Origin of the sequence: Brachyspira hampsonii (assembly GCF_001746205.1) — a bacterium.
GTDB lineage: Bacteria > Spirochaetota > Brachyspiria > Brachyspirales > Brachyspiraceae > Brachyspira > Brachyspira hampsonii_B.
In genome coordinates this window covers 89,213-102,986 of the sequence record NZ_MDCO01000009.1, presented here as the reverse complement: position 1 = coordinate 102,986, position 13,774 = coordinate 89,213, and the positions used below count along the sequence as shown (strand labels likewise).

At 26.5% G+C, this 13,774-nt stretch carries 11 protein-coding genes and 2 pseudogenes; 8 read left to right on the top strand and 5 right to left on the bottom strand.

Annotated features, from left to right (window positions below; genetic code table 11):
• Positions 1–101: 101 nt before the first annotated feature.
• A complete protein-coding gene (locus BFL38_RS05680; protein WP_069726148.1) occupies positions 102–521 on the top strand; it encodes a rhodanese-like domain-containing protein in 420 nt (139 codons plus the stop codon).
• 64 nt (positions 522–585) lie between these two features.
• Here BFL38_RS05680 and BFL38_RS05675 read toward each other — a convergent pair whose 3' ends face one another.
• Positions 586–2,103: a bifunctional metallophosphatase/5'-nucleotidase gene (locus BFL38_RS05675; protein ID WP_069726147.1), complete on the bottom strand. Its 1,518-nt coding sequence runs from the start codon at positions 2,101–2,103 to the stop codon at positions 586–588.
• Between the two features lie 138 nt (positions 2,104–2,241).
• Here BFL38_RS05675 and BFL38_RS05670 point away from each other — a divergent pair, with 138 nt between their 5' ends.
• From BFL38_RS05670 to BFL38_RS05660, 3 genes are all read left to right on the top strand, one after another.
• Positions 2,242–3,633, top strand: a complete 1,392-nt coding sequence (locus BFL38_RS05670; RefSeq protein WP_069726146.1) for an MATE family efflux transporter — start codon at positions 2,242–2,244, stop codon at positions 3,631–3,633.
• A 163-nt stretch (positions 3,634–3,796) separates the two neighbouring features.
• Positions 3,797–5,746, top strand: a complete 1,950-nt coding sequence (locus BFL38_RS05665; protein ID WP_069726145.1) for a methyl-accepting chemotaxis protein — start codon at positions 3,797–3,799, stop codon at positions 5,744–5,746.
• A gap of 254 nt (positions 5,747–6,000) precedes the next feature.
• The gene (locus BFL38_RS05660) at positions 6,001–7,506 is read left to right on the top strand and encodes a methyl-accepting chemotaxis protein (RefSeq protein WP_256097206.1); all 1,506 of its coding nucleotides are present in this window, start codon (positions 6,001–6,003) and stop codon (positions 7,504–7,506) included.
• Here the strand turns inward: BFL38_RS05660 and BFL38_RS15140 are convergent.
• The 3 genes and pseudogenes from BFL38_RS15140 to BFL38_RS05650 all read right to left on the bottom strand — a co-directional run.
• Entirely contained in the window at positions 7,499–7,747 is a 249-nt protein-coding gene (locus BFL38_RS15140) for a hypothetical protein (protein WP_176720550.1), read from the bottom strand. The genes BFL38_RS05660 and BFL38_RS15140 overlap by 8 nt on opposite strands.
• 46 nt (positions 7,748–7,793) lie before the next feature.
• A pseudogene (locus BFL38_RS05655) lies at positions 7,794–8,177 on the bottom strand (hypothetical protein); the annotation flags it as partial.
• Positions 8,178–8,437: 260 nt separating this feature from the next.
• Positions 8,438–8,899: pseudogene (locus BFL38_RS05650) on the bottom strand (hypothetical protein); the annotation flags it as partial.
• A gap of 28 nt (positions 8,900–8,927) precedes the next feature.
• On the opposite strand from BFL38_RS05650, the gene BFL38_RS05645 reads away from it, so the two are divergent.
• Positions 8,928–9,137 (top strand): hypothetical protein, encoded by a 210-nt coding sequence (locus tag BFL38_RS05645; RefSeq protein ID WP_069726144.1) that lies wholly within the window; start codon positions 8,928–8,930, stop codon positions 9,135–9,137.
• A 274-nt stretch (positions 9,138–9,411) separates the two neighbouring features.
• Here BFL38_RS05645 and BFL38_RS05640 read toward each other — a convergent pair whose 3' ends face one another.
• Complete coding sequence (locus BFL38_RS05640) at positions 9,412–9,771, bottom strand: hypothetical protein (protein WP_069726143.1); 360 nt, start codon at positions 9,769–9,771, stop codon at positions 9,412–9,414.
• Between the two features lie 489 nt (positions 9,772–10,260).
• Between BFL38_RS05640 and BFL38_RS05635 the strand changes: the two genes are divergently transcribed.
• From BFL38_RS05635 to BFL38_RS05625, 3 genes are all read left to right on the top strand, one after another.
• Entirely contained in the window at positions 10,261–11,304 is a 1,044-nt protein-coding gene (locus tag BFL38_RS05635) for an ankyrin repeat domain-containing protein (protein ID WP_069726142.1), read from the top strand.
• A gap of 123 nt (positions 11,305–11,427) precedes the next feature.
• On the top strand, positions 11,428–12,576 hold the full coding sequence (locus BFL38_RS05630; protein WP_069726141.1) for a tyrosine-type recombinase/integrase: 1,149 nt from the start codon (positions 11,428–11,430) through the stop codon (positions 12,574–12,576).
• Between the two features lie 763 nt (positions 12,577–13,339).
• Complete coding sequence (locus BFL38_RS05625) at positions 13,340–13,567, top strand: hypothetical protein (protein ID WP_069726140.1); 228 nt, start codon at positions 13,340–13,342, stop codon at positions 13,565–13,567.
• Positions 13,568–13,774 lie beyond the last annotated feature (207 nt).

Here is a 13,774-nt window from a genome sequence, read left to right as displayed (position 1 = left end):
AAATTTTCTCAAAAAATAATAAAAAATTAATATTTTAGGGAACTTTTATATATTGAATTCGTCTAATTAGTAAATTAAATATACCAATAGGGAGTAGACCTATGAAAAGAAATCTTTTTGTTATCATCACATTATTATTAACAGCAGTATTATGTAATGCACAAACTAATGAAGCTTCATACGAGCTTGACAATGTAAAAGTTGTTAATAAAAATGGCTTAGCTATTAATGATTTTATATCATTATGGAAATCTGATCCTAATATAATATTAGTTGATGTCAGAACACCTCAGGAAATTAAAGAAACAGGAACTATAAAAAATGCTGTCAATATTGATTATAGGGCTAAAGGCTACAGCAAAAAACTTTTATCATTGGATAAAAATAAAAAATATATGTTCTATTGCAAAACAGGCGGACGCTCTGGAAAGACAGTGCAGTATTTGATTGATAATGGATTTAAAAATGTATATTATCTTAAAGATGCAGGATATGCAGAATTTTCATCTGCTTTAAAATAATTATATTTATTAAGTACATAAAGATAAGGGACTGTTTATTACAGTCCCTTATTTATCTAAAAAATCATTTAAATTTTATACGCTCTGTATTATCAATAGCACTCTCTGGAACATTCTTATATTCTTTTAGAGTTTTTATTATTAAATCTCTTATATCAAGTCCTGTATATATGGTATTTTCACCGTACTGAAATAAAGGTTTTCCTCTTTCATCAATATATTTTTCGCCTCCATTAAATATATAATCGGCAACTGCAGCTACATATTTTTCATTGTCATTTATAGTTTTTCCTTTTATATATGATTCTAAAAGTTTTCCATTACTGTCAAAATTAATAATGCAGTCTTTTGAAACCTGTAAAAATGCTCCTTCTCCTTTTCTCGAAGCTGATAACTCTAATATATTTTTTAAATCTTTTCCACTTAAAGTTGTAAGTATTATTAAATTGTCGAATGGGAAAAACTCATACATATTTCCTAATGTAACTTTTCCGCTTGGGAGTTTTCCTCGTAAAGAACCTGAATTTATTAATGCTATATCAATACCTTCCTGAGATGAAGCAGCTATATCAGAAACAAAATTTCCTAAAGCAGTGGATTTATTTCTAACATTTTCATCAGTTAATTCATAGGGAAGTTTTGCTATTTCAATATTAAATTCTTTATCTACCTCAATCTGCATTTGATGTATTTTAGCCAATATATTTTCATCTTCTTTTATATCTTCATCTAATCTATTGAGTTTATATTCAGGATAAGCATATTTTCCATTTTTGAATATTATATCAATAGTCCCAATATACTCTCCATATTCTCCTGCCTGCACTATTGTGGTATTTCCTATAACAACAGGACTATTTAATAGGGTATGAGTATGTCCCCCTATTATTATATTAAATGTATTTGGTATTTCCTGAGCTATTTTTTTGTCAGTATCGAATCCTGCATGACTTAATAGAATTGTTATATCGTTTGTAGTATTTAATGGTATTTCTGCTAGGAGATTTTTTAGAGATGCAGCTTCATCTTCTATATCTATATAATCAAGCCCCTGAATTATATTCATTTTTTCACTTTGTAAAACTCCAACTATTGCTGTGTGTATTCCGTTAATATTTGTTACTATATATGGAAGAACATAATTTTCGCCTGTTGCTTTTACTTTAACATTGCATGCTATTGTTGGGAAATTTCTATTACTTATAATATTATTTAATTGCTCTATTCCAAAATCAAATTCATGATTTCCCAAAGCTGCTGCATTAAACCCCATGTCATTCATAAGTTCTGCTTCGTCCATACCTTGATATACAATAGAAAATACGCTTCCTGCAATTGTATCGCCTGCATGCATTACTATAACATTTTCATTTTCTTTTTTTACATTATCAATAAAAGTTTTTCTTCTAGCGGCACCTGCGTATCTGTTTGTAGAACCGTCTTCTTTTGATATAGTAATAAATTCCTTATTTTTTGAATGTGTGTCATTTACATGTACTATTGTAAGAACTTTTTGATTATTTACATCATTAGAACATGATAAAATAAAAATAGAAATAATTAATACATATAAGTTTTTCATTTGAATATCCTAGCATATAATAGTTTAATGATATAATATTAACTTTTAAAGTCAATAATTTAAAGTTTGACTAAAACATAAATAGGTTTATGATATACAAAATATAAACTATATTAAAAAATAATAGACGAGATAATTATGAGTAATGAAGCAATATTAGATAATAATAATAATTTAAAATCAAATGAGCTTGGAAATAAGCCTGTAGGAAAATTGCTTTTTCAGCTGGCACTTCCAGCAATAGCAGCACAAATAATAAATGTACTTTATAATGTTGTAGACAGAATGTATATAGGACATATTCCTGATATTGGGGCAATGGCTTTAACGGGTGTAGGAGTTACAATGCCTGTTATAATGGCGGTGTCGGCATTTGCGTATCTTATCAGCATGGGAGGAGCTCCTCGTGCTTCTATTATGATGGGAAGGCAGGATTATAATAAAGCTGAAGAAATAGTTGGAAACTGTGCTATGACATTAATTATTATTTCAGTAACTTTAACTATAATATTGTTATTATTTTCAAGGCCTCTTCTTATGATTTTCGGATCAAGTGAAAACACTATTATATATGCATTAAGATATTTAAGAATATATTCAATAGGCACAATATTTGTTCAGTTGGCTTTAGGACTCAATGCCTTTATTACTGCTCAGGGGAAAGCAAAAACAAGTATGTTTACAGTTTTGATAGGAGCTTTAACCAATATAATATTGGATCCCATATTTATATTTGTATTTAATATGGATGTAAGAGGTGCAGCACTTGCCACTATTATATCGCAGGCTATATCATGTATATGGATACTTTCTTTTATGACTTCAAATAGAAGCATATTAAAATTGAAATTAAAAAATTTGAAAATATCTCCTAGGATAATACTTCCATGTTTAGCTTTAGGTTTTTCTCCGTTTATAATGCAGTTTACAGAAAGTATTTTATTTGTATCTTTTAATACATCACTTTTGAGGTATGGAGGAGATTTAGCTGTTGGTGCTATGACTATACTAAGCAGTATTATGCAGTTTTCTTTTCTTCCTATAATGGGACTTACTCAAGGAGCTCAGCCTATTATAAGTTATAATTACGGAGCAAATAATTTAAATAGGGTAAAATCTGCTTTTAAGATACTATTAATAAGCTGTATTTCTTTTTCTTTTTTAATGTGGTTTATATCCGAATTTTTTCCTTATGTTTTCGTAAGGATATTTACAAGTGATGAAGAATTAATAAATTATGCTGTTTGGGCTTTAAAAATATATATGGCAGCTTCATTGATATTCGGAGCACAAACTGCATGTCAGCAGACATTTGTTGCTTTAGGAAATGCTAAAATATCTGCATTCTTAGCTATATTAAGAAAGGTAATATTATTAATACCGCTTATATTTATATTACCAATATTTTTTGAAAATAAAGTAATGGCGGTACTGCTTGCAGAACCTATAGCTGATTTTTTAGCTGTTTGTACAACTGTAACATTGTTTACAATTTCTTTTAAAAAATTACTCAAAAATAGTTCTATATAGTAATATTATATAATGTTTGATTGATTTTAAAAAATATAATTATATTTATAAATATTGTATATTCTTTTTATTAATAAATATTATAACATAATTAATTTTATATTGAAAAACAATATTGTTTATACTATACTATATTTTAGAATGTATTTTAGGGTTTTTTATTATGTTAAAAAGATTAAATTTAAATGTAAAGATTAGTTTAGTAATACTTGTACCTTTAATAATAATGCTCATGATATCAAATATTGTCAATATCATATATGTAAGAAAATCAACTATAAAACTTATATACAGCATACTTGATAATAAAGCTAAATATGAAGTTGTCATGTTAAAGTCTTTTATGTATAGAGATTCAGAATATATAACAGGTTTAGCTAATACTTTATCTGGATTTTATGGTGATAATATTTTAGATAGAAATTTTTATGAAAGAGTATCATACAATTTTTTGAATAATTTACCTAAAAGAGTAAACGGATTATTAATAGCATTTGAACCTAATATAATCGGAAATGATAATGATTATGCTGACTCTGAGAAATATGGTTCTTCAGGCGGACGATTTAATTATTATGTATCAAGAGATAATGATATTATTAAAGATAATTATTTTGATAATAAAATATTTCAGGAAAAGTATTATACAGAAACTTTAAGAAGCGGAGAAATATATATTACAGATGTATATAGTTCTCCTTTGCATAATAATGCTATGATTTATACTTGGGCTGTACCTATAAAATCAGGGAATAGAACTATAGGTGTAATTTGTGTAGATGTTCTTATAGACTCCATTTATGGTATATTGGAGAATATTCAATTATTCAATGGTACAACAACAACACTTTTTGATAATTCTGGATTTATTGTTTATGATAGTGATAAAGAAGAATATATATTTAAAGAACTTCATGATATATATCCGTATTATAGAGTTCATAATGTATTTGAAAATATTGTAAATGGAAAGAGTGTATTATTTCAAAATTTCAGCGGTACATTACAAAAATATTATACCTATTCATTTACCCCTATGGAAATAATAAAAAATAAGTATTGGGGATTAAAGGTAACAGCTCCTAATGATGAGGTATTAAAAGAAAGTAATACTATAAGAAATGTGATGATTGCAATATCTTTAATGATAATTATTGTAAGTTCTATAATTGTGCCTATAATAATTAAAACAAAAGTATCTAATTTGATAAAAGTTTTAGCTAATGATATTACTTTTATGTCCCAAGGAGATTTAACTGTTGAGATACCTAAGGTACTTTATAAGAGAAATGATGAATGGGGAGATATAGCAAGAGGCTGGGATAAAGCTATGAACAATTTTAATAATATAATAAATACAGTGAAGCATTCAGCAGAACAAGTTTCCATAGCTGCTAATGAGGTATTATTAGGTAATAATGATTTATCTCAGAGAACAGAAACACAAGCTTCCAGCTTGGAAGAAACAGCAGAATCTATGAATGAAATGGCTAGTGCTATCAAAGAATCAGCAGAAAGTGTTTCAGAAAGTGCTTCTATGGTATCAGATGCAAAACAGTCTTTAAATAAAGCCGGTGATATAGTAGCAGACAGTGTAAATAAAATGAATGATGTATACGAAGCTAGTTCCAAAATAATGGATATTACTAAACTTATAGAAGGAATAGCCTTTCAAACTAATATACTAGCACTTAATGCTTCGGTAGAGGCTGCTAGGGCAGGTGAACAGGGAAGAGGATTTGCAGTTGTAGCTAGCGAGGTAAGAAATTTAGCACAGAATACTCAGGAATCTGTCAAAAATATTACTTCATTAATTACAGATAGTAATGATAAAATAAAATTAGCTGCTGCAAGTGTTCAGCAGTCTCAGGATATGTTTAATGAAATACTAGAAAAAATGGATAGAGCTTCTACTATAATGGATAGAATCAATGTTGCCGTGCAAGAACAGGAGAAAGGAATAGATCATGTAAATATTGAAATTAGTAATATAGATTCTTCTATTCAAAAGAATGCCGCTTTAGTGTCTGAGGCAGCTTCTGCTTCTGAATCTCTTCTTAGTGAGGCAAATGATTTGATTAAAGCCATAGAATATTTTAAATTAAAGTCTTAATTTATATAATATTTTATTTAAATCATTTTTCACAATTGAAATATATATGTAAATTATGTATAATAGTATAGAAAATATTAGGGTTTTTATGCTGTTATAGACTATCAAGTGAAATTAACTTGAGATATATCAATATTATTATTAGTAAATCATATATTCGAATTCTCTAAAAATCCTTATGAATTTATATTTTTGATTATAGTTATAATTATTATGAAGTTTAAAAAATTTAATTTTAAATAGAGGTTTTATTTATGTTTAAAAGAGTAAGTCTTCAGGTAAAAATTAGTTTAATTATATTAATACCATTATTGATAATGATAGCAATATCAAATGTGGTAAACATCATTTATGTACAGAATGTAAGCAGTAAGTTGTCATATAAGATATTGGAAGAAGTGGCAAAAGGAGAGGGAAGTAAATTAACTGCTGTGGTTAAAGAAGATCTTTATGAAATAACCGGTCTTAAATATACATTAGAAAATATGTACAATTCAGGTATTACAGATAGAAATGCTTATGAGAATGTAGTTGGAAATTTTTTTAGAATTCTTCCTGAAACTGTAGTAGGCGTTATGTTAGCTTTTGAACCTAATATAGTAGGTAATGATGCTGCATATAGCAATGTTTATCCTTTAACAAAGGGACAGCAGACTTATTATATATCAAGAATATCAGGAAATAATGTACAGGAAAGGGCATTATCTGCCAGTGATATAGATGCTGATTATTATAAAGAGCCTATATCAAAAGTTAAAGAGTATTTATCAGGAATATATGACTTTGATCTTGGAAACAATGATGTAGTAAAAATGTATACTTGGTCTATACCTATAATGTACAGAAATAAACCTATAGGTGTCATAAGTGCTGATATAAAAATAGAAACATTAAATCCTACTATGGAAGATATAAGACCTTTTGAAAATTCAGAAGGATTGTTGTACGATCATTATGGTAAAATATTGTATGATGCGGGAGAAACAGCTAATTTAGGTAAAAATATGTATGATTTATATTCCCGTTATAAAAGCTATAATGTATTTGAGAAATTATCTAGGGGGGAAACAGTTTCTTTTGAAAATTACACTGATTATTATAAAGGAAAAGCTACATATTATTTTGTGCCTTTGGAAGTATCAGAAGGGCAGTATTGGATGCTTGAAATAATGGCTTCAAGCAAAGATATTTTTAAAGACAGTAATACTATACGAAATGTTATGATAATTATATCTTTAATTATTATCATAATAGCATCAATAATGATTCCTATTATAATTAGAAATAAAGTTGTTAATGTAATAGTATTTCTATCCAAGGATATGCATAAAATTTCTAATGGCGATATATCATTTAGAATATCAAAAAAATTTCTTAATATGAATGATGAGTGGGGAGATATAGCAAATAGTTTAGATAATATACTTAATAATTTAAATAAAGTTGTAAGAACTGTAAAAAATTCTGCTGAAAGAGTTTCTGCTGAAGCAAATCAAGTTTTGGAAGGCAATAATGATTTGTCGCAAAGAACAGAGTCTCAGGCTTCCAGCTTGGAAGAGACTGCTGCTTCTATGAATGAGATGGCTGGTGCTATCAAAGAATCAGCAGAAAGTGTTTCACAAAGCACTTCTATGGTGTTAGATGCTAAGGAATCTTTAAATAAGGCTGGTGATATAGTAGCAGACAGTGTAAATAAGATGAATGATGTATATGAAGCTAGTTCTAAAATAATGGATATTACTAAACTATTTGCTATATGATATCTTCTTCTACTGATTCTTCTTGAGGTTCTGATATATCTTCTTTCAATTCTTCTTCTTGAGATTCTGGAGTTATTTCTTCTGCTTTTGATTCTTCTGCTGGTTCTGATTCTTTTATATCACTTTCTTTCCTACTCTCTTCATACTCTTCATTCATCTTCTGAAATTTAGATATATAATCATTATTTGAAACATCTTCATCATTATTAGATTCTTGATTTTGCAAATAATCATTATACATCTTAGATATGTAATCATTAGTTAATTCAGGAGTTTCTTCTTTTTCAATTTTCTAATAAAACACCGAATTCCAATCTGTCAAATTCAACGCCGCTAAAATCCCAAGAATCACCATATTTAGAAGCACCTTGATTTTTCAAATTCATTTCAGATGAAGCATATAAAAAAGGAAGATCTACATTATTATCAGGATAAAATCTTAAAGCAGTATAATTATTTCCCATATCATAATTATCAGATCTTTCAAGAACTCCTGTTAATGTAATCTCTCCATCAAAATAAACCATACCATCACTTTCTGCATTATAGGCTTTAAGTGTATTTTTTGTTACTTTACCATCATAGCTTAAAAGTTCAGAAAAATACGCTTCACTAGGTGGAAATGCCCATAAAAAATTAATGCTTAAAAGAAATAAAATAATTTTTTTCATTGAATAACTCCCATTATATATAAAAAACTTGTTCGTTAATAAGCCCTGCCATTTTGAAAAATGGCAGGCACTCACAAGTTTTTTATTTAGTTTATATAGTTTTCAAAGGCTCGTAATTTTTTATTTTGTTGCTATGCTCGCGACGAAGTCCACATTGCGAAGCAAGGTGCAGCCGCCTTAAATAAGCTAGTGAGTTTACTCACTCACACGTCTGTGCCCTGTGGGGCTGGCTTCGGCTCACTTGGTATTGTTATGCTCTTTTAATAGCCTACATTTTCAAGTTTTACCTGCGAACCATGCACAAAGCCATGAATTGCATCTTTTCCGTCTTCAGCCTCTGGAGGAAGATAAAATACTTCAAGCCACTTTGTTTCGATATCTTTATAATTCTCATAATCAATACCTGCTCCATTGATAGATAATAAAACTCCCCCATTATTAATCATATCTCTTTTCAAAATCTTTCCTATTATTTTTCCATTTGCTTTATCTCTTATATTCACATAATTGTCTTGAGAATTATATTGAAGTTCGTTGTAAGAAACATTTCCTGAATTATAATTATTTTTACTAAAATACTTTGTTTCTACATCACCTAAAGCCTTAAAACCTACAATATCACCGTAAGCCTCTCTTCCTGCATCACCTTCTCCATAAAAACGATAATTTCTAATTGTAACTTCAGCTCTTACAGCAGCAGCACCTAAAAATCTTTTATTTAAAGCTTATAAATAGTTTTAAGGAGTGAATATGTTTAAGTTAATACTAATTTTTTTAATAGGTGTTATGGTATTATTTACTTTTATTGAAATAGTAAAATACTATAACAAGTTTATGAATGAGATTGAAGGAACTTTTACTGAGAGATTAAAAGCTCTCATTAAAGAAAAAACATCAATATATTATTTTATTAAATTAACTTACGGATGTATTATCTTTTTTATAGCTGTAATTTCATAGAACTCATTATGAATACATTTATTAAAGTCTGACTAAATGAAAAAGATTTTCTGCTATGTTTAATCTTTATAGAATGATGAATAATTAATAATTTCTAATATTTTTTATTATATGTATATGGTTTTGTGTTTTTAATAGCATTTTGCCTCCTAACTTTACTTGTATCCTTAAAGACATATAAAAAAAACTTTATATATTAAAAATACAAATTATTTTATATTGATCAGGTGATGCTTGTCAAGGCTGGAACTATTCAAAGTTTCAGCCGCTTTTTTTATTTTATATTATAAATATATAATTTATGTATATATTCTATATATTCACCTAATGACATTTTGTATTTTCCTGCGTAGTTTTTAATATCATTAAAATTATTTTTTTCTACTAAAGCTGCCCAAGTCATTTTTTTTGTATTTTCGCTTTTTATTATAGATGTATCTTTTATATTTTTGCATGAATTATGTATCTCTTCTATATATTCGCCTAATGACATTTTATAATTATGAGCATATTTTTTCATATCTTTAATAATATCTTTACTACAATAAAATCCTAAATAAACTTTTTTTTCCTTTTCTGTAGGAAGTATTAATTCTATAATATCTTTAGTTTTGTTCTTTTTTATTTCTTCCACTTTTTATTCCTTATATATTTTTTTATCTATACTTTATAAAAAATATATAAGGAAATATGAAAGGAATAAAAAAGGTGTAACTAACTGTTACACCAAAGATAATAAAATTATAATAGTAGATTATATAAAATAAAGATAAAAGTTATTTACTATTAGTTTATAATAAAAAATATTATTTTCAATAAAAATTAATATTATAATTTTTTATTAAACATATCAATAATATAATAATACTCTTTACTATTTTAAAAACAGTAATATAATATTGATATCAATATTGAACATAGTTTTAACTCCTGTTAAGATTATGTGAGGCTGTAGGCTTTGCAGAGTTTACAGCTGATTTTTTTTAATTATAATCATCAGATTTCTTTTTAATAAAAACTTTATACTATAAATAAAAAATATAACCCTTATTAACCTTTTTTATTGTTGATTTTTTATTTCATTTTTATAGAATGATTAAATAAAAATAATAGGATGTATATTATGAAAAAAATATTATTAATATTATTTATTTTAAGTTTTAATATATTTGCTCAAAACAATGATATTATTAAAGCAATAATGGATGAAAATTCAATTATAATAGAAAAAGTAATGAAAGATAATATAGATGCTAATGCATTAATTACAAATAGGGTTGTGAATAAAGCATATACGCCATTAATATATGCTATTATTTTAGGAAAAACTGATACAGTAAAAGAATTAATAAAAAGAGGTGCTGATGTTAATAAAACTGTTACAAATCAAAATTCAGTTACAGTACCAATAATTACCGCTAGTTCATCTGGAAATATTGACGTATTAAGAGAACTTATAAAAAATGATGCTTATATAAATAAGAGAGATGACTATAGAAATAATGCATTATTCTATGCTAAAAATGCAGATATAGTTAAAGAGCTTATAAAAAATAAAATTGATTTCAATATAATAAATAAAAAAGGAGAAACACCATTATTTTATTCAAAAAATAAAGAAATAGCAGCTGAATTAATAAAACTAGGAATTGATGTAAATGCAAAAGATAATGATGGAAATACAGCATTATTTACTGTAGGATATAATGTTGTAGAACAATTGGTAGCCTCTGGAGCTGAATTAGAAATAAGGAATAATAAAGGAAATACGGCATTATTAGATATTCCTTTTTCAACTGATTTATATCTTAAAAAACTTGAAGCATTAGTAAAAATGGGAGCAAATATAGATGCCAAAGATAAAAATGATGATACCTTATTAATAAAGTCCATATGTGATAATGATATCAAACTCACCAAAAAACTATTAGAACTAGGGGCAGATATAGAGATTAGAGATAAAAATGGAAATACTCCTCTAATGGTAGCGATATTGCAGTACGAATTAAGATATGACATTTTTAATGAAAAAGATTTAAATATAATAATTGAATTAGTTAATTATGGTGCAGATATTTATTCAAAACATCAATATGGTATAACTCCTTATAGCACAGCAGAAGACATAGGAAATAAAGAAATATTAGATATTTTTAATAATAGATAAATTATTATTTTGTTAAACCGATAATAATTATATCTAAGAAAACAACTCTATTCTTTTTCAAAAGTCAAGCAAATTTTTTCACCGAAGGTGGGCTTTGCCGAATAAAAATGGAGTTGTTTTTTTATGCTTAATGCTGAAAAATATAATCTTTATGATTATTCCAAAGATGTCAATTTTATCCTTCAATTTGCTGATTATCTTTCTATAGATAAAAGCCAATCAACAGTAAAAACATATAAAAATAATATTATATATTTTTTTAAGTTCATAATAAAACAAGATAATGATTATTCTATTTTCTCTGAAAAAGACTATCACTATATTTGCAATACTGAAGTCTTATACAAAAATATAAATAAAGAATTATTAGAAAAATACATATCATATCAAACAGAAATTAAATTATCATCTGATATTATCAACTGCAGAATAAATGTTGTTAAAAGTTATTTAAAGTTTTTGCATAAGAAAAAAATAATAGAAGCTAAAATATTGATAGATACTTTTGATGATATAAAAAGACCAAAGCCAATAATAAAAGAGCAGTTGGTAATAAAAGCAAATCAAACTTTAGATATTATAAAAAAAATAGAAAGAACTTCAAAAGAAAGTTTCACAAATCAAAGAAATATTTTAATGATGCTTTTAATGTCAAACACAGGCATTCGCAGAAAGGAAACTGCAGGAATAGATATTAGAAATATTAATCTTGAAAACAAAACTATAACTATTTATAAAACCAAAGGAAGTAAGCCTCGTATAGTTGTTTTTTCTGATATGATCAAAGATGTATTAATTGATTATATAGCAGAGCGTGATGAGATATTAAGAAAAAATAAAATTAAAGAACAGAATAATCTTTTTATAAAAAATAATGGTCAGGATTTAGCAATAGAAACTATGACTATGATTATGAGAGTAATATCAAAAAGAAATAAAGTAAAAATAACCTGCCATTCTTTTAGACGTGGTTTTGCAACTGATATGGCAGAGAGCGGAACAGAAACTTATTTAATAAGCAAGATGATGGGACATTCAAATATTAATACAACAACGAGCAGATATATTTATGTGCTTATGAATATGATAAAAAATGCAATGAGTAATCACCCATTCAATAAAGCAAATACAGAAAAAATAAATAGAGATAATGAAACCAAAAATATCAAAAATGACTTTCAAGAAAATATAACAAATACACTTAATACAATAGTCATCAAAATGAATGAGCTTAATAACAGGATTGATAAACTGAGTATAAAAAATAGATAGCTAGACTATATATTAATACTATACTATATTATGTTATTTATAAATAATATAGTTCTGAAGAATAAAAACTTTTTGATTTAACTTTTTATAATTGATTTGCTGGTTTTTTATGAGATTGGCATTTTGTCAGACTAACATTTTAGCAAGCTCATTAAAAAAATTGTATGAGATTAGCATTTTGTTAGACTAACATTTTAGCAAACTCATTAAAAAAATTATATGAGATTAGCATTTTGTCAGACTGACATTTTAGTAAGCTCATTAAATATTTTGATGTTAGTTGTTTCTATAAAAGGCATTTTGTAATGCTGATTTATGCTATTGCGATAACATCATAAAAAATTGAGTTTTGATTTTTGATTTGAAGGGCTTTATTTGAAACGTAGAGGCTTGTTTTTGGGGCTTTTTTAGGCTTAATATAGATTTATGTATGCTTGATTAAAAAACTTCAAAAAGGTGGCTTTTTTATAAATACTAGATAACTATGTTTTCTGGTTTTTTATTTTTAAAATCTTTAAATCAAAAAGAAAGTTTTTAAAGTCAGTTAGTCAGTTAACTAACTTTGCAAAAAATGTGCCAAAACAAACAGACTGACAGATTGACTTACTCAAATTTATTTTATTGAATAATTAGTTTTTAAAAATTTTTTTTATTTTGTTGACTTTAAAATTATTTTGTGTATATTAGTTAATGCAAAGTAAAATTATAAAATGCATCAAAAACAAAAGCCTGAGAAACTTTTGTAAGCATTAAAGGAATCAATATGAAAGTAGATAGAGGTATAATACTATCTTCTAAAGAGTTGTATGCTCAGAAGAAAAACGACAGTAATAGTTCTTTTAATTTAATAAGTTCGAAATGCGGTACAAGTGTGAAAAACTATCTCTCAAATAGTTTGATTCCTGCTTGTATTTTACTTTGCAATAAAAATAAAGCCTTGTACCGCTTTCTTATAGATTTTAAAAAATTCGTTAAGCTTTTAAATTTGTAAATTTTTTTATTCAATTTTTTTCTGCCTTCGCTCTGCTGGCTTAGTCAAATAACTAAAAAGTGCAAATAAATATAGTTAGATTATCTATTAAATTTTATATAAAGCGTATATTTTTGATAAAAATCTGGTTCTTTTGCTTCTCGCCGAAGGCGGGCTTTACCTCTTGCAGCAAAAGAAGTTGGGGCTTTGGGGATAGTACACAAAAAT